General features: G+C 72.8%; 15 protein-coding genes. 8 read left to right on the top strand and 7 right to left on the bottom strand.

Annotated features, from left to right (window positions below; translation table 11 throughout):
* Nucleotides 1-107: 107 nt before the first annotated feature.
* Nucleotides 108-755: a hypothetical protein gene (locus C1J01_RS34520; RefSeq protein ID WP_181449118.1), complete on the bottom strand. Its 648-nt coding sequence runs from the start codon at nucleotides 753-755 to the stop codon at nucleotides 108-110.
* 414 nt (nucleotides 756-1169) lie between these two features.
* Between C1J01_RS34520 and C1J01_RS34510 the strand changes: the two genes are divergently transcribed.
* Complete coding sequence (locus C1J01_RS34510; RefSeq protein ID WP_111183163.1) at nucleotides 1170-1904, top strand: YaaA family protein; 735 nt, start codon at nucleotides 1170-1172, stop codon at nucleotides 1902-1904.
* A 57-nt stretch (nucleotides 1905-1961) separates the two neighbouring features.
* Here the strand turns inward: C1J01_RS34510 and C1J01_RS34505 are convergent, their stop codons facing one another.
* The 3 genes from C1J01_RS34505 to C1J01_RS34495 all read right to left on the bottom strand — a co-directional run bounded on the left by C1J01_RS34505 (nucleotide 1962) and on the right by C1J01_RS34495 (nucleotide 6761).
* Nucleotides 1962-3611, bottom strand: a complete 1650-nt coding sequence (locus C1J01_RS34505) for an RNA polymerase sigma factor (RefSeq protein ID WP_111183165.1) — start codon at nucleotides 3609-3611, stop codon at nucleotides 1962-1964.
* A gap of 242 nt (nucleotides 3612-3853) precedes the next feature.
* Entirely contained in the window at nucleotides 3854-5947 is a 2094-nt protein-coding gene (locus C1J01_RS34500) for a SpoIIE family protein phosphatase (RefSeq protein WP_111183162.1), read from the bottom strand.
* A 244-nt stretch (nucleotides 5948-6191) separates the two neighbouring features.
* Entirely contained in the window at nucleotides 6192-6761 is a 570-nt protein-coding gene (locus C1J01_RS34495; protein ID WP_111183161.1) for an HhH-GPD-type base excision DNA repair protein, read from the bottom strand.
* Nucleotides 6762-6915: 154 nt separating this feature from the next.
* Here C1J01_RS34495 and C1J01_RS34490 point away from each other — a divergent pair, with 154 nt between their 5' ends.
* The 5 genes from C1J01_RS34490 (at nucleotide 6916) to C1J01_RS34470 (ending at nucleotide 11043) form a co-directional block, all read left to right on the top strand.
* Nucleotides 6916-7140 carry a hypothetical protein gene (locus C1J01_RS34490; RefSeq protein ID WP_111183160.1) on the top strand — a complete coding sequence of 75 codons (225 nt, stop codon included), beginning with the start codon at nucleotides 6916-6918 and terminating at the stop codon, nucleotides 7138-7140.
* 183 nt (nucleotides 7141-7323) lie between these two features.
* The gene (locus tag C1J01_RS34485) at nucleotides 7324-8814 is read left to right on the top strand and encodes a hypothetical protein (protein WP_235854860.1); all 1491 of its coding nucleotides are present in this window, start codon (nucleotides 7324-7326) and stop codon (nucleotides 8812-8814) included.
* Between the two features lie 41 nt (nucleotides 8815-8855).
* Complete coding sequence (locus C1J01_RS34480; RefSeq protein WP_111183158.1) at nucleotides 8856-9611, top strand: LamB/YcsF family protein; 756 nt, start codon at nucleotides 8856-8858, stop codon at nucleotides 9609-9611.
* Nucleotides 9608-10216, top strand: a complete 609-nt coding sequence (locus tag C1J01_RS34475; protein ID WP_111183157.1) for a 5-oxoprolinase subunit B family protein — start codon at nucleotides 9608-9610, stop codon at nucleotides 10214-10216. Before C1J01_RS34480 ends, C1J01_RS34475 begins: the two co-directional genes overlap by 4 nt.
* Complete coding sequence (locus C1J01_RS34470; protein WP_111183156.1) at nucleotides 10213-11043, top strand: 5-oxoprolinase subunit C family protein; 831 nt, start codon at nucleotides 10213-10215, stop codon at nucleotides 11041-11043. The genes C1J01_RS34475 and C1J01_RS34470 overlap by 4 nt, the downstream gene beginning before the upstream one ends.
* A gap of 3 nt (nucleotides 11044-11046) precedes the next feature.
* On the opposite strand, the gene C1J01_RS34465 is transcribed toward C1J01_RS34470, so the two are convergent.
* Genes C1J01_RS34465 through C1J01_RS34455 form a run of 3 tightly spaced genes read right to left on the bottom strand, consistent with a single transcriptional unit; the run spans nucleotide 11047 to nucleotide 14123 of the window.
* Nucleotides 11047-11877, bottom strand: a complete 831-nt coding sequence (locus C1J01_RS34465; protein WP_111183155.1) for a PhzF family phenazine biosynthesis protein — start codon at nucleotides 11875-11877, stop codon at nucleotides 11047-11049.
* Nucleotides 11878-11895: 18 nt separating this feature from the next.
* Complete coding sequence (locus tag C1J01_RS34460) at nucleotides 11896-12561, bottom strand: DoxX family protein (RefSeq protein WP_181449117.1); 666 nt, start codon at nucleotides 12559-12561, stop codon at nucleotides 11896-11898.
* A 35-nt stretch (nucleotides 12562-12596) separates the two neighbouring features.
* A complete protein-coding gene (locus C1J01_RS34455; RefSeq protein WP_111183153.1) occupies nucleotides 12597-14123 on the bottom strand; it encodes an MFS transporter in 1527 nt (508 codons plus the stop codon).
* A 242-nt stretch (nucleotides 14124-14365) separates the two neighbouring features.
* Here C1J01_RS34455 and C1J01_RS34450 point away from each other — a divergent pair, with 242 nt between their 5' ends.
* A complete protein-coding gene (locus C1J01_RS34450; RefSeq protein WP_111183152.1) occupies nucleotides 14366-16093 on the top strand; it encodes a tetratricopeptide repeat protein in 1728 nt (575 codons plus the stop codon).
* Nucleotides 16094-16105: 12 nt separating this feature from the next.
* Complete coding sequence (locus tag C1J01_RS34445) at nucleotides 16106-17002, top strand: haloalkane dehalogenase (RefSeq protein WP_111183151.1); 897 nt, start codon at nucleotides 16106-16108, stop codon at nucleotides 17000-17002.
* Nucleotides 17003-17125: the final 123 nt, after the last annotated feature.

The raw sequence follows: 17125 nt of genomic DNA, 5'->3' as shown, positions 1-17125 counted from the left end.
CCCATGCGCTTGCAGATCGCCCCGACCGTGACACCGGCAGATCCGGCCGAGCACGATGGCCCGGGACACCCATGGCTACGGTGAGGCGCCGGCGATGGGGCCTGGGGTCATTCGTCGTCCGGATCTGCCGGTGTCACGGTCGGGGCGATCTGCAAGCGCATGGGAGCTTCGCCAGTGAGCTCGCGTCCGGGGTTCAGCGTGTAGTCGAGCTGTCTGGCCAGGAGTGGGAGGGTCGCCGGAGGCAGGTACGCGTCGGCGCCGGCGTCGAGCAGGCGTCGGACCGGGCCGTGGTACTGGACCCCGAGCTCGTGGTCCTCGATCTCGGTGACGATGACGCGGGCTTTCGGGAACATCGCTCGCAGCGCCCCGATCAGCTGCGGGCTGCCTGGAGGTACCAGCAGCACATCGGTCGTCGTGGGAGCGGCGTGCATGTCGAGCACGACGTAGTCGGCCCCGAGCTGGGTGCCAAGAGCGACCCGAGCCGCGGTCGACAGCTCCATCGCGGTGGCCACGACGGTCACGCTCTCGTAGTCGACGGGTGTTCGATCCTCGGCCTCGTCGGGCGGGTCGCGATCGACGACGGCGCCTTGGACCACGTCGACGGTGCTGGAGATCGTCGCGATCGATGCGCCGTCACGCGTGACGAGCAGGCTCTCGCCAGGCTCGAGGGCGTCGATGAGCGCCACGACGTCCTCGGGGAGGCGGGTCACGTCGATGCGCTGCGTGGAGCGTGGGGCGCGTTTGCGGATCACCATGCGTGGGACACGCTCACGGCCGCGAGGGCGCCCGGCGTCATGCGAGGTCGCTTAACGAAAGGCCCGCGGGGTGACACGGTCGCCGCCCCGGCGGCGTCGGCCAACCACATGATCATGTGAGCCCCCTCCGGTGCTGTGTTGGATGCCGCTGAACGCTCGTTGGTTCGGACCGCGCCGGAGATTCCTTCGTCGGCCGTTGACGAGTTCCTGAGCGAAGAGGACGGCCCAGGGGGCGGCGTAGCGGCGGCCGGGCGGCTCCACCTCATGAGCGTCTCCCTGGACAGAGCCCGGCCCCGGTCGGTGGGTGGCGCCCACCTGGCACCGCCGTAACGAAAGAACCCGCCCGTCACGAACGGTCACACCCGCGACGGAGCCCGGCCACGATCGGTGCTCGGGGAGCAATAATCTGGCACGGTGTTGATTCTGCTGCCGCCGTCTGAAGGCAAGGCGTCGGAGGGCAGCGGCCCGCCCGTCGGCGACCTGTCCTTCCCCGCTCTCGGCAAGCCCCGTACCCGGGTGCTGAACGCGCTCGTCCGAGCCTCCAGACGGCGCGACGCCCTGGAGGTCCTCGGCCTGACCCCGGGTCTCAAAGGCGAGCCGGCCAAGAACGCCGGCCTCAAGACGGCCCCCACGCTCCCCGCCGCCGAGCTCTACACCGGCGTCCTGTACGACAACCTCGGCCTCGGCACGCTGGCCGCCGATGCGCGGAGCCGGGCCGAGGAGTCGGTGCTGATCTTCTCGGGCCTGTGGGGCGTCGTGCGCATCACCGACCGCATCCCGCCCTACCGCCTGTCGATGGGCGTCAGCCTGCCGCCGCTCGGCGGGCTGGCGGCATTCTGGCGACCCTTGCTCGCCAAGGAGCTCGACCGGCTGCCGGGGCTGGTGGTGGACCTGCGTTCGGCCACGTACGCGGCCGCGTGGCAGCCCGGCGACCGGGCGGTCACGGTACGCGTGTTCCGCGACGGCAAGGTCGTCAGCCACATGGCCAAGGCCACCCGTGGCGAGATCGCCCGGGCGCTGCTGGAGTCGGGCGCCGACCCCGCGACCCCCGGCGAGCTGGCCAAACACCTGACCGCCCGCGGCTACGCCGTGGAGCTCACGGCGCCGCCGCGCCCCAGCCGCCCCTGGACGCTCGACGTCGCCCTGTGACGCGAACGAGCCCCGGGCGGAAGGCGTCCGCACGGGGCTCGTTCGAAGATGGCCTGGTCAGTCCAGGTAGTCGCGCAGCACCTGGGACCGGGACGGGTGGCGCAGCTTCGACATCGTCTTCGACTCGATCTGGCGGATGCGCTCACGGGTGACCCCGTAAACCTTGCCGATCTCGTCGAGCGTCTTCGGCTGACCGTCGGTGAGACCGAAGCGCATCGAGACGACGCCCGCCTCCCGCTCCGACAACGTGTCGAGAACGGAGTGCAGCTGCTCCTGGAGCAGCGTGAAGCTGACGGCGTCGGCCGGGACGATGGCCTCGGAGTCCTCGATGAGGTCGCCGAACTCGCTGTCGCCCTCCTCACCCAGCGGGGTGTGGAGCGAGATGGGCTCGCGCCCGTACTTCTGGACCTCGACGACCTTCTCGGGCGTCATGTCCAGCTCACGGGCGAGCTCTTCCGGCGTGGGCTCGCGGCCGAGGTCCTGCAGCATCTGCCGCTGGACGCGGGCCAGCTTGTTGATCACTTCGACCATGTGGACCGGGATGCGGATGGTCCGCGCCTGGTCGGCCATGGCACGCGTGATCGCCTGCCGGATCCACCACGTGGCGTAGGTGGAGAACTTGTAGCCCTTGGTGTAGTCGAACTTCTCGACGGCCCTGATCAGGCCCAGGTTGCCTTCCTGGATCAGGTCGAGGAAGAGCATGCCGCGGCCGGTGTAGCGCTTGGCCAGCGAGACCACGAGCCGGAGGTTGGCCTCCAGCAGGTGGTTCTTGGCGCGGCGGCCGTCCTCGGCGATCCACTCCAGCTCGGCCTTGACGTCGACCGGCAGCGAGTCGGCCTCGCCGCCGCCGAGCTGCTCCTCGGCGAACAGGCCCGCCTCGATGCGCTTGGCCAGCTCGACCTCCTGCTCGGCGTTGAGCAGGGGGACCTTGCCGATCTGCTTGAGGTAGTCCTTGACCGGGTCGGCGGTGGCGCCGGCGGCGGCGACCTGCGCGACCGGGGCGTCATCGTCGTCGTCGGAGAGGATGAGGACTTCGTCCTCGCTCTTCTCGACGGCCACCTCGGCGGCCTTGGGCTCGTCGTCGGAGTCGTCGTCGGAGTCGGACTCACCGTCGGAGTCGCTGTCGTCCTCGGCCACGATGTCGTCGACGTCGAGGTCTTCGAGGTCCTCCAGCTCCACGTCGCCGTCGAGCTCGATGTCGTCGTCGTCCGCGTCGGCCTTGGAGTCGGCCGTCTTCGGCTTGGTGTCGGCAGGCCCAGCGCTCTTCGGCTCGGCCTTCTTGGCGGCGGCGGGAGCCGCGGCCTTCTTGGCCGCCGGAGCGGCCTTCTTGGCAGGGGCCGCCTTCTTGGCGGCCGGCTCGGCTTCAGTGGTGCCGACGACCGCGGTCACGGTCTCGGGCTGCTGCTCTTTGGCGGCCGCCGCAGTCTTGGTCTTGACTGGCGCGGCGGTCTGACGCTTTGCTGGACCTCGAGACTTCTTCTTCGGCGCAGCCGAATCCGCGGCGGTCACCACCACGGTCACGCCCTCTTTGCTGAGGTTCCGCAAGAACGCGGCGGCGTGCGACATGGGGATGTCCGCCTCCTCGAAGGCCTGACGGACATCCTCAGACTCGAGGAAACCCTGCGAGCGCCCACGCTCGAGCAGTCGCTGAATGACGGGCTCGTTCAGCTCTTGTGGCTTCGAGCGAGTCGAACTTGCAGGCGACACGAACACCTCTCGAACGAACGCGTGGCGACAATGGACCCAGATGCCCGCTGGGGGGCTGTTGCCTCTCTCGGAGATCGGTGAGGCCGTGCGGACCGCGACGGACCTGCACAGCATTCTGGCACGACCCCGCACTCCATACGGCCACCTCCCGGCGGTTGACCTCCACCCTAGGCCGACCGAGACAGTAGTGCGTACGTAAGCGGGGCACTGATACCCGAAAGCAACCGTTATGACTGTTTCATTCAGTCACTCTTCGTGGCTGGCGGGACGTGAATTGCGAGCGCAGTAACGTCATCATCCTGTTCATATCCAGACAACATCCGGTCAACCAGGAAGTCCAGCAGCATATGCGGACTACTCACCACCTCAGGCGGCGCTTCTGTCACAACACTGCAAAGCTCTGCCAAACCGGCGTCCAATCCGCGCTTCCTGTTCTCCACGAGGCCGTCGGAGTACAGCACGGCGGTGTGGCCGGGCGGCACCACGAACCGGAACTGCCGGCGGCTGGTCGGCCAGCCCAGCGGGGTGCCGGGCTCGGCGTCGCACAGGATCGCGGTGCCCTGCGGGGAGACCAGGACGGGTGGCGGATGGCCCGCCAGCGCCAGCGTGCCCTCGCCCGTGACCGGCTCGACGACCATGTAGGCCAGCGTGGTGACCTGCTCCTCCTCCTCGGTGGCCTCGAAGACGCGGTCGAGCCCCGTGAGCACGGCCGCGGGCGGCGGATTGGTCAGCGCCAGCGCCCGCATGGCGTTGCGGATGCGGCCCATGCCCGCCGCGGCCTTGACGCCCTTGCCCATGACGTCGCCGACGACCGCCGCGACCCGCCCGTCCTGCAGCACGAACGCGTCGTACCAGTCGCCGCCGACCTGGACGTGGCGGCTGCCCGAGCGGAAGCGCTGGGCCAGCACCAGCCCCTTGACCACCGGCAGGCGGTCGGGCAGCAGGCTGCGCTGCAGCGTCTCGGCGGTGCGGTGCTCGCGCTCGAACAGGGTGGCCCGCTCGACCGCCAGCGCGCACTGACCGGCCAGCGCCTCCAGGAAGACGCCGTCCTCCTGGGAGATCTTCTGCGGCCTGGTGAAGGAGAATCGGAGCGCTCCCAGGGCGCGTCCCGCCGCCAGCAGCGGCAGGCCCACCCAGGCCCGCTCGTCGCCGGTGGCCAGCATCTGGGCCAGGACCTCCTCGTCGCCGCCCGCCTCCAGCAGCTGGGCCTTCAGTGACTCGGGCGACTCGGCGAACACCGGCCGGCGGCTGTTGACCGCCATGGTCATGACGTTGGACTGCGACAGCGGGATCTCGTCGCCCGTGGCGCCCGACGCCTCCATGATGCCCTCGCCGTTGATCAGCTTGAGGGCGGCGCGGTCGGTGTCGAGCAGCGCGACCGCCGAGCGGTCGGCGGCCAGGGCCGTGCGGCCCACGTCGATGATGACCTGGACGACCTGCTCGACCGTCAGGGCCTCGGCCAGCATGGCGGTGGCGCCCTGCAGCCGGGCGGTGCGCAGGGCGGCGGCGCCGAGCTGGTCGGTCAGCCGGCCGCGCATCTCCTCGGCCTCGCGCTGCGGGGTGACGTCGGTGTTGGCGCCGACCCACTCGACCACCCTGCCGTGGCGGATGATCGGCACCGCGCGCACCTCGAAGTGGCGATAACCGCTGGCGCGGGTGCGGACGCGGTAGTTCCACTCGAACATGGTGCGCCCGCGCAGCGCCTCGCGCCAGGCCTCCTCGGTCTGCTGGCGCTCCTCGGGGTGGACGACCTCCAGCCAGCCGCCCGCGAGGTACTCCTCCAGGCCCTGGCCGGTGATGGCGCGCCACTGGGGCGCGTCCTCGATCACGGCGCCGGTGGGCGAGGTGATCCAGACGAGCTGCGACTGCGCCTCGACGAGCGAACGGTAACGCTCCTCGCTGCGGCGCAGCGCCTCCTCGGTCTGGCGGCTCTCGGTCACGTCGAGGCCGATCAGGGCGACGGCGCGCAGCTCGCCCGCCTCGTCGTGGACCGGCGAGAACGACAGCGACCAGTGCCGCGTGTCGCCCCCCGCCGTGCGCACGCGCACGCGGCCCTCGGTGACCGGGGCGTCGTTGTCGATGACGGCCCGCACCGCGTGGCCGATGACCTGGCCGAGGTCGGCGGCCAGCGCCTCCGCGGGCGTCCGGCCGGCCAGGTCGCCGGCGGGCACGCCGACGACGTCGCTGAAGAGGTCGTTGACCCGCTGGAGGCGGCCTTCGGCGTCGAAGAACGCGAAGGCGAACTCGGCCTCGGACAGCAGGCCCTTGAAGAGGGCGGAGTCTGAGATGTCCACATCCGACTCCCGGGGACGGGGAACGGAGGTCTCGGCGCTCATCGTCCGCACCTCCGTCGCGTGCCAGGGTCTCCCACGCGGCACATCTCCATAACTGTGTATCGGCGTAGCGCAGCTCCGGGCGACCGGATCCTGCAGTACATCATCGGCGATGGGCACGTGCGGACGGAAGCCCCCGCCGCGGCCCTGTCGCCTCTCGGGTCTACGCATCCTGTCAAAGTCGCTCCACGTTGCGCAGCAAGATCAGGTTACAGCGCCCTGTCGCCGTCGCGGATTTCTGCCACGGCTACCGGGCCTTGGCCGCGCGCTTGGCCTCCTGTTTGGCCTCTCGCACGCGGGCCAGGCTGTCGGCGTCGACCACGTCGGCGACCGATCGGTGTGACCCCTCCTCGCCGTAGAGTCCGGCTGCCTCCCGCCAGCCTGACGGCTGGACCCCCAACTGCTTGCCCAGCAATGCCAAGAAAATCTGGGCCTTCTGCTTCCCGTATCCCGGAAGGGCCATGAGTCGTTTCAACAATTCATGGCCGTCTTGCGCCTCGGCCCAGATCAGCTCCGGGCGACCGTCGTAGTTCTCGACGAGGTAGGCCGCGAGCTGCTGGACGCGTGCCGCCATCGACTTGGGATAACGGTGCACGGCCGGCTTCTCGGCGAGCAGCGCGGCGAACGCGTCGGGATCGTAGGAGGCGATCTCGGCGGCGGTGAGGTCGTGACCGAGCCGCTGAGAGATGGTGTACGGCCCCGTGAACGCCCACTCCATGGGGATCTGCTGGTCGAGCAGCATGCCGACGAGGAGGGCGAGCGGGCTGCGGCCGAGGAGCTCGTCCGCCTCGCTCCGCTGGGCGAGCTGGATGCGCATGGAGACAGCTTCGCATGAATGGGCGCGCGGTGAAGTGAACACAGCCTCCGTGGAGGCTTGACACACGCCCGAGAAAAGGTGAAATGAGAGCGCAAGTCGCCCTGCAGACGTTCCTGGGGGTTTGCCCCCGGGTCTCCAGAGGAATCTCACATCTATGCTCGCTCTGGCCACACGGTTCCTGCGGGAACCGGTCAGTCACAGGCTGGCCGAAGAGTTCCTGACCGTACCCGTGGACACGATCGACCGCTGCGTCGCAGACGTGTGCGCGTGCGCGCAGCACCTCGGCATCTCGGCCACGCCCGAGATCGTGGAACGCATCGCCCGTGAGCGCCTGCTGGCGATCGTCAACTCCGCTCCCCCGCCCAGGGGGATCCGGTAACGCGTGAACGGCGGGCGGGCGCACGGTCCGCGTGCCCGCCGGAAGGTTCCTGCCCGATAACATCGGGGTCACCGGGTCGTGTTCTCCGCAGCGTTCGCGCCTGGAATACGAGAGAGTGAGGGCGTGCGCCGACACCGACGAGATCCCCGGGAGAGCAGCCCGCCGGACGACGTGTTCAAGGAGATGGTGCAGGCGGCCCGCGAGCTGCTGGCCGTGCGCTCCCCCCTCGACGCGGAGCTGATGGTCTCCGACATGATCGGCGCCTGGTGGGGCAGACGGGTCAGGGGCGGCGACGTCGAGCAGGTGCTCGGCGAGGGCCTGGTCGACTACGCGGCCAAGGCCGGCACCCCCGCCTCGCTCACGTTGCTGATCTGCCTGGCCTATCTCGGCACCGCCCGCCAGGGAGCCAAGGCGGAGGGCGCGGCGCTGGCGATGATGGAGTCGGGGGTCGCGCGGCCCGGCTGGGCCGACCGGGTGGGCGCGGTCAAGCCCACCGGCAGCTACGTCTCCCGCGACGCCTACGGCGACCAGGACACCGTCATCTGCACCTTCGCCTACCGGCCGAGCGCGAGCGAGCAGCCGATCGACCGCCACGCCCTCGTCATGGTGGTCGACCACAACATGAACGGCATGGCCCGCGACGCCTGGGTCTCCTCCCAGGTCGACAAGCTGCTGGAGCAGGCCAGGGCCGAGGCGGCGGGCAACCCGATGCTGCTGTTCGAGGAGATCCAGCCCGAGCAGGCCAGGGCGCTGCTGGAGTCCGCGATGAAGGCCACCATGGAGCCCAAGACCCCGCCGCCCGTGAGCGACAGCTACAGCGCCTACCACGCCTTCGCCAGGGCCCGGCTCAAGGCGCTGCCCCCCGGGCGCAAGCGGCCGGCGCCGCTGCACATCGAGGCCCCGTACAGCAGGGAGCGGCGGGCCATGCTGGCGGCGGAGTTCCTCGCCTCCGACGCGGCCGAGCACCTGTCGGACCCGTCGGCGGCCTCGCGCTGCGCCGACCACATCATCGACTACGGGTGCGAGCGCGACTTCAACCGTCCGCTGCGGGTGAGCCCGACCAAGTGCGAGACGTTCCTGCTCGACTGGCTGCCGCGCAAGGTGATGCTGAGCGTGGCCGAGCAGGAGGCGATGCCCCACGTGCTGTCGGCGTGGGTGCGCTTCGCCGCCCACCGTACGGGGCTGCCGGAGCAGGGTCTCAAGGCGACGCTCGACGCGGTGTGGGAGGCCACCGGGAAGTTCCCCGAGGCGTACCGGGATCCGACGTCGTTCGGGATCGACCGGCCGCTGCTGGAGCGGCTGCTGCCCGACGGCGACCTGTCGGCGCTGGCCAGGCGGGCGTTCGCGTTCCCCTATCTGCAGGGCACGCACAACGGCATCGACCTCGACCGGCTCAACCCGGCCGACGAGGCGGACCGGCGTACGTTACTCGAGATCGACCACGGCGGGCTGATCGACCAGGAGCACCTCGCCTGGCACGAGGAGATCGCCACCCGGCTGTGGGACGGCGACCCGCCGCAGCTGTGGGAGGCCGCGCAGCGCCTGCTCGACCTCGGCCACGACCGCCACGACGTGCTGCACGTGCTGATCGAGATCGCCGAGCGGATCGGCGGCGACCCCGACGAGCTGGCCGCGGCCCTCGACGACATCGCGGACATCCCGGACGAGATCTGAGAACGTCGCACTGACGGCTCACCTGCGGCCATGATGGTGCCATGGTGATCGACCTGAACGCGGACCTCGGCGAAGGCTTCGGCGTCTGGCGGCTCGGCGACGACCTCGCCCTGCTCGACGTCGTCACGAGCGCCAACGTCGCCTGCGGCTTCCACGCCGGCGACCCGGTGACCATCAGGCGCACGTGCGCGGCGGCCGTCGACCGCGGCGTGACGATCGGCGCGCAGGTGTCCTATCGCGACCTGGCCCACTTCGGGCGCAGGGAGATGGACCTCGAGCCCGAGGAGCTGTGCGCGGAGGTGCTCTACCAGCTGGCCGCCGTCGACGGCATCGCCAGGGCGATGGGCGGGCGGGTCTCCTACGTCAAGCCGCACGGCGCGCTCTACAACCGCATCGTCCGCGACGAGGTCCAGGCGGCGGCGGTGATCGACGCGGTGGCCGACTACGACCCGTCGCTGCCGGTCCTCACGCTGCCCGGGTCGGTCGTGCACAAGGTGGCGGCGGCCGAGGGCGTGCCGACGGTGAGCGAGGCGTTCGCCGACCGGGCCTACACGCCGCAGGGCACCCTGGTGCCGCGCCGCGAGCCGGGCGCGGTCGTCCACGACCCGGCGGCGGTGGCCGCGCGGGCCCGTCAGATGGCCGTGGAGGGCTGTGTGACGGCCGCCGACGGGAGTTCGGTGCCGGTCTCGGCGCGTTCGCTGTGCGTCCACGGTGACACGCCTGACGCGGTCCGGCTGGCGCGGGAGGTGCGCGACGCACTGCTGGCGGCCGGAGTGGTCCTGCAGGCGTTCGCGTGATCCGGGCGGCCGGTGAGCACGGGCTGCTCGTGGAGACCGGGTCGCTGGAGGCGTCCCACCGGCTCGACGCCGCGCTGCGGGCCGAGCGGCCGCGGGAGGTCGTGGAGATCGTGCCGGGGCCGGAGACCGTGCTCGTGGTGGCGCCCGGCGCCGACCGCGAGCGGCTGCGGGCGCGGCTGGCGTCCCTCGCCGAGGGGGTGCGCGAGGGGGCGGGGATGGCCGACGGGCCGGTCGTGACGATCCCCGTGGTGTACGACGGCGCCGACCTGGAGTCGGTGGCCGGGCTGGCGGGCCTTTCGGTGGAGGAGGTCGTCGCCCGGCACACCGGGCGGGAGCTGGTGGTGGGCTGGCTCGGGTTCGCGCCGGGGTTCGCCTATCTGACCGGGCTCGACCCGGTGCTGCACCTGCCGCGGCTGGACACGCCGCGCACCTCGGTGCCCGCCGGGTCGGTGGCCGTGGCGGGGCCGTACTCGGCGGTCTACCCGACGGCCTCGCCGGGCGGGTGGCGGCTGCTCGGGCGCACCTCGACGCGGGTGTGGGACGTGAGCGCCGACCCGCCGTCGTTGTTCCGGCCGGGCATGCGCGTACGGTTCGAGCGCGCATGATCGAGGTGGTGGCGCCCGGTCCGTACGCGACCGTCCAGGATCTGGGCCGCCCGGGTCTCGCGCACCTGGGGGTGCCGTGCTCGGGAGCGGCCGACGCGCCGAGCCTGCGACTGGCCAACCGGCTCGTCGGCAACCCCGAGGGGCTGGCGGGGGTGGAGCTGACGTTCGGGATGGCGCGGCTGCGCTTCCACGACGCGGCGTGGGTGGCGCTGGCGGGCGCGCCCCTCGCGTCGGGGGCGGACATGGGGGCGCCGTTCTGGGTACCGGCGGGCGCGGAGCTGCGGCTCGGGCCGCCGGTGTGGGGGCTGCGCACCTATCTGGCCGTACGCGGCGGGATCGACGTCGAGCCGGTGCTCGGCAGCCGTTCCACCGACTCGTTGTCCGGGCTGGGTCCCGAGCCGCTGCGGCCGGGCACGCTGCTGCCGGTCGGGCGGCCGACGGGCGAGATCCGCGCCGATCTCGCGCCGCCGCCGGGGCCCCGTCCGGCCGTGTTGCGGATCCTGCCGGGGCCGCGCGACGACTGGTTCGTGCCCGGGGCGCCGGAGGGGTTGTGCGCGCGGCCGTACACCGTGACGCAGGACAGCAACCGCGTCGGCGTGCGGCTGCGCGGGCCGGAGCTGGTGCGGGCGCGCCAGGGCGAGCTGCCGAGCGAGGGCATGGTGCTCGGCGCGGTGCAGGTGCCGCCGAGCGGGCAGCCGATCGTCTTCCTCGCCGACCACCCGCCGACGGGCGGCTACCCGGTGATCGGGGTGGTGCGGGCCGCGGACGTCCCGGTCGCGGCGCAGCTGCGGCCGGGCGACGAGGTGCGGTTCACGCTGCGCGGCTGAGGCTCACAGGTCGACGTGGCCGCTGACGCACGTGACGACGGAGCCGCCGACCCAGACGTCCCCCTGCTCGTCGGCGAGGACGCGCACGCGTCCCGCGCGGCCGACGGCCGTGCCCTGCGAGGCCACGTACGGCGCCCGCGCCCGGCCCGTGCGCAGCAGCCACTGGCCGAGCGAGGCGTTCAGGCTGCCGGTCACCGGGTCCTCGACGGTGGAGCCGTGGTAGGGGAAGAACGCCCGCACCTCGAACGCGTACGGCGACCCCTCCGGATACGGCCCCGCCACGCCCACGTCGAGCGGCACCAGGCCGGGCCGCAGCGCCAGCACCGCCTCGGCGTCCCTCAGCAGCACGCCGACCCAGCCGGGCCCGTTGTCGGCCCACTCGGCGTCCACCAGGTCGCCGCGGGAGATCCCCAGCGAGGCGGCGATCCGTTCGAGGAGCTCCTCCTCCACCGGGCCTGAGCGCACCAGCGGGGGCGCGTGGAAGGCCGGCCCCTCGTCCGTCAGGCGCAGCGTCACCAGGCCGGCGCCGCACTCCTGCACGACCACCCCGTCCGTGCGCGGCTCGCCGCCGGCCTCCAGCCAGGCGTGGCAGGAGCCCAGGGTCGGGTGGCCGGCGAAGGGCAGCTCCGCCGCGGGGGTGAAGATGCGCACCCGGTAATCGGCCTGCGGGGTCGTCGGCGGCAGGAGGAAGGTCGTCTCGGACAGGTTCGTCCAGGCGGCGAACCGCTGCATCTCCTCCGTGCTCAGCCCGTCGCCGTCGAGGACGACGGCGAGCGGGTTGCCGAGGTACGGCGTACTGCTGAACACGTCAACCTGGGTGAAAGGCCGCTTCATGCGACAAAGTCTGCCAGGTCAGTCGGTCGTGGTGCGGCGGCCGCGCGACGACGGCTTCTTGCGGCCGGCCACCAGCGTGTCGCCGGGCGCGGTGGCGGGCTCCTCGGCGGTCTTCGCCTCCGCGGTCTTGGCCTCGCCTCCGGAGACGCGCGGGCGCGGGTGCGGCGCGGTGTCCTCCACCGACCGGGGCTCGCCCGCGGGAGCGTCGCCGGCGGGCTTGTCGGGCTCCTTGAACGACGCGATGACGCGGTCGGCCTCGGTGTCGGCGGCGAACTCGTCGGCGGCCTCCGACTCCCTGCGCCGGATCACCACCATGTGGTCGACGGAGACGCGGCCCGCGCCGACCACGGCGAGCAGCAGCGAGGCCGCGCCCAGCAGGATGAGCTCGTTCAGGCTGATGGGGTTGAGCGGCGGGGCCACCAGGAAGACCGCCAGCGCCTCGGCGAAGAGCACGAGGCCGGTGACCGAGACCGCGAGGCCCGCGATGAGCAGCGCCCCGCCGATGAGCTCGGCGAGCATGGTGACGGTCGCCCAGGCGCCGGGCGCGGGGGCGCCCTGTTCGAGAAACTTGGCTCCGGTGATCTTGAGTCCGTCTTCGAGCTTGGCCCAGCCGTTGGCGAAGAAGATGCCGCCGACGCCTAGACGGGCGACTAACGCGGCGAGATCACGAAGGGCCTGCTTCACGGTATTTGTCTGCCCTATTCGGGACATGGCACACCTCAATCACGGCTGAGCAGCGCGGCCACCACGACGGCGGTCAGGCTGAGCAGGACGACGCTCACGACCACGGTCGTGTGCAGGGCATTGACGAAGGCCCACCGGGCGGCGTCGAGCAGCGCGCCGCCCGTGGCGCCGCCGATCTCGCCGGCGACGTGCGCGGCGGCGGCCAGCGACTGCCTGGCCTGGTCCATGCCGCCGGCGGGCACTCCGGGCACGGCGGGCAGTCCGGGGGCGTACGCGAGGGCGGTGACCGTGCCGAGCGCGGCCACGCCCAGCCCGGCGCCCAGCTCGTACGCGGTCTCCTCGATGGCCGCGGCTCCGCCCGCCCGGGACTCGGGCACCGACGCCATGATCGTGTCGGAGGCGGCCAGCAGCGCGACCTGCACCCCGAACCCGATGCCGACGAAGCAGACCGCCAGCATCACGGGATGGCCCTCGACGCCCCACGTCAGGGTGGGGGTCAGGGCCAGCGCCACGAGCGCGAGGCCGCCGCTCAGGGTGGCCCGCATGCCGAGCCTCGGCAGGATCCGGGCCGCGACCAGGCCGCCCGCCACGGCCGAGATCACCAGGGGCAACATCCGCAGCGCCGCCCGCACGGGGCTGTCGCCGAGCACGAGCTGCAGGTACTGGGCGAGCATCAGCTGCAGCCCCACCAGCGCGAACACGCCGAGCAGCACGCCCAGCACCCCGGTGGTGAACGCCCGCCGCCGGAACAAGGCGATGTCCAGGAACGGCACGGGCAGCAGGCGCTGACGGCGGACGAACGCGGCCAGCAGGGCGAGCCCCGCCAGGAACACCAGCGTGGCCGCCCACAGCGGCATCAGGCTGCCCGAGCCGGCCTCCTTGAGCCCGAACGCCAGCGCCAGGACGCCGAAGACCGACAGCACGGCGCTGACGGCGTCCCACGGCCGGTCCCGGCGCACCGGGGACTCCGGCAGCAGGCGGACGGCGGCGGGCAGCAGCGCCAGCAGGATCGGCACGTTGACGAGGAAGACCGCGCCCCACCACAGGCCGACGAGCAGGCCGCCGACGAGCGGCCCGACGGCGGCGCCGGCCGCCGCCACCGCGCTCCAGACGCCCAGCGCGACGGCGCGCTCGCGCCGGTCGGTGAACACCTCGCGGATGAGCGACAACGTGGCCGGCATGATCATGGCGCCGCCCACGCCGAGCAGGGCTCGGGCCAGGATCAGGGTGAGCGGGGTCGGCGCGAACGCGGCCCCGGCCGAGGCCAGGCCGAAGAGCACGAACCCCGCCAGGACGAGCCGTCTGCGGCCGTACCGGTCGCCGAGCGTGCCGAACATGACCAGCAGCGGCGCGACCACCAGGGAGTAGACGTCGATGATCCACAGCAGCTGCACCGCGGACGGCTCCAGCGCGGCGGTCAGCGCGGGCACCGCGATGTGCAGGACGGTCGCGTCGACCGTGATCAGCAGCAGGCTGAGGCAGAGGAGGACCAGGATGGACCAGCGCTCGGGATGCCCGCGCCCGGCAGTCCGTACGGGGGGTGCGGACTGGGTGACGGTCATGGCCCTCCCTGCGGGCCGATCGGTGTCACAGGGCCCGCGCGTGCGTGGTCGGCGGCGGCGGAACCGTGTCTTAATGCAGTCGCCGCCGGCTCCGGCGCTCCCGGCTTGCGTGGCAGCTTAGGCCATGGCACGCGCTCGTGATAGCGGTATCGGCCGATCCGCGGAGCCGCATACCTCTCTAGAGAGATACAGCCATATGTCGGTATCTATCCAAGATTCGCCGGCCAGCCGATCATGGACGCGTGCGGACCGATCCCAGCGGCACTGACGGCGACGACTCCGACCGATCCGCACGCGACTGGTGTGAGGAGGCCCTGACCAGGCTGAACGCCGGCCGCCCCGACGCGGCGCTGGACGCGGCGCGCCGGGCCGCCGATCTCGATCCGGCCGCCGAGTGGCCGCACCGGCTCATCAGCCTCGCCCACGAGCGCCTCGGCCGCGACGCCGACGCCGTGCCGTTCGCCGAGCGGGCCGTGGACCTCGCGCCCGGATCGTGGCCGGGCCGGCTGCGCCTGGCCGCGGCGCTGCGCCGGACACCGGGCCGCTGGGCCGAGGCGGTCGCGCACGCCACGCTGGCCGCGAAGTTCGCGCCCGAGCAGCCGGGGCCCGAGGTCATGCTGGGCGACCTGGCGCTGCTGCGCGGCGAGCACGCCGGCGCGGAACGCCGCTACCGGGCGGCGCTCGCCCTCGACCCCGAACACCCGCAGGCCCGGGTGAACCTGGCCCTGGCGCTGGTGCGCTGGGAGCGTCTCCGCCCGCACCACGACCCGGCCTGGCCGATCGGCCCGCGGGAGACCGGCCGGGCCAGGCGGGCCTTGGAGGTCTGGTCGCGGCAGGCCAGGCTGCTGGTCGCGGTGGCCACGGTGGCGGTCGCGGCCTGCGCGTTCCTGCTGGACCTCGGAGCGCAGGCCCGGCTCGGCGGCTTCGCCGTGCTGGCGCTGCTGGTGCCGCTCACGGTCCGGCACGCGCGGCGGGTCGGCCTGTGGTCGTACGTGCCGGCGATGTTCCGCCGGGACCCCTGGCTCGGGGCGGGCGTGGTGTCGGCCGCGGTGGCGGTGGCCGCGTACGCCGCCTGGCTGGTGCTGGCGGCGGTGCCGTCCGCGCCGGCCCCCGTCTGGGCGGGGCTGGCGGGCATCGCGGTGCTGGGCTGGCCGGCGCTGGCGGCCGTACGGGCGCTGGCAGAGACGTGGCGGGGGCGTCCGCTGCGGGCGCTGGCCGAGACGGCGCGGGTGACCGCCGCCGAGCGCACGGCGCGCAGGAACGCGGGCGTGGCGCTGTGGATCGTGCTCGGCCGGACGTGGTCGGCGCTGGGGACGGTGGCGGCCGCGGCGCTGGTGGTGGAGCCGCGGGCGGCCGTGGCGGCGGTGGCGGTGCCGTACCCGATGGTGCGGGGCTACCTGCGCGCCCGGCACCGCGGGGACCTGCCGCTGCGCGCGGCGGCGGTGCTCGTGGCGCTCGCCGGGCCGGCCTGTGCGGCGGGCGGGCTGCTGGGGTCGGCGTGGGCGTGGCGGCTCGGGCTGGGCGCCCTCGGCCTGGTGGTGCCCGTCTTCGCGGTACGGGCAGCGCGCGCGTGGTGGCGCGGCGGTCCAGGGCCGTGGCGCTCGTCCCTGCTCATGTGCGACCTGCCCGTGGGCGGCGAGCCGTCGGTCGACCTGGACCCCGAGGTGCGCCGGACCTTCTCCTACGCCCGCGGCGTCGTTCTCTCCTACGCGGACGCCCTGGGGCCGCGGGTCGCGGGCGCCGTGGCCTCCGTGACATCCTCGGGCGAGCTGCGCCTGATCGCCGAGACCGAGGCGTGGGAGGCCGTCGAGGATGACCCGAGGGTGGCGGTGTTCGCCTCCGACCCGCTGCAGCGGCGGTTCTGGGTGGAGGTGCGCGGCGTCGCGCTGGCCGACGCCGGCGTCCTGCGCGTCACGCCCAAGCAGGTGCAGATCGGCGAGTTCCCCGGCCGCCACCAGCGGCACGGGTGAGAGCATCGGTCCATGCGGTTCCTGCGCACCCCCGACGAGCGCTTCCACGACCTGCCCGACTTCCCCCACGAGCCCCGCTACGCCGAGCTGCCCGGCGGCCCGCGCATGGCGTACGTCGAGGCCGGCCCCGCCGGCGGCGAGCCCGTCGTGCTGCTGCACGGCGAGCCGAGCTGGTCGTTCCTCTACCGCCACGTCATGCGGGAGCTGGCCGCGGCCGGGCTGCGGGCCGTCGCGCCCGACCTGGTCGGGTTCGGCCGCTCCGACAAACCGGCCGACCAGGCCGACCACACCTATGCCCGGCACGTCGAGTGGACCCGCGCGTTGTTGTTCGACGCGCTCGGCCTCGACCGGGTCACCCTCGTGGGCCAGGACTGGGGCGGCCTGATCGGGCTGCGGCTCGCCGCCGAGCACCCGGAGCGCGTCGCCAGGATCGTGGCCGCCAACACGGGCTTGCCCACGGGTGACACTCCCATGCCCGAGGTGTGGCACCGGTTCAGGGCCGCCGTGGAGAAGGCGCCCGTGCTCGACGTCGGGCGGCTGGTGCAGGCGGGCTGCCGGACCGAGCTCTCGCCACGGGTGCGGGCGGCCTACGACGCGCCGTTCCCCGACGAGTCGTACAAGGCGGGGCCGCGGGCGATGCCCGGCCTCGTGCCGATCACGCCGGACGACCCGGCCGCGCCCGCCAACCGCGCTGCCTGGCGGATCCTCACCACGCTCGACCGGCCGTTCCTCGTGGCCTTCTCCGACGGCGACCCGATCACCGGGGGCATGGCGCCCCGGTTGCGCGCGTCGATGGCCGGGGCGGCCGGCCTGCGGCATCCCGTCATCGAGGGCGCCGGGCATTTCCTCCAGGAGGACGCGGGCGCCGAACTCGGCCGCCGGATCGCCGTTTTCGTGACCACCGCCTAGATCGTTGATGTGAAATTCGCTGATCGTCTGCGGGCACAGCGAAGGGCGTCCAAGATCGGTTTGTGAAGACTGAGCTGGACGCCCTTCTGACGGCACTCTATGTCCATCTGGACGATCATGTGA

This window comes from Nonomuraea aridisoli (assembly GCF_003236395.1).
GTDB classification, from domain to species: Bacteria; Actinomycetota; Actinomycetes; order Streptosporangiales; family Streptosporangiaceae; genus Nonomuraea; species Nonomuraea aridisoli.
This window is presented reverse-complemented; position numbering and strand designations above follow the sequence as displayed.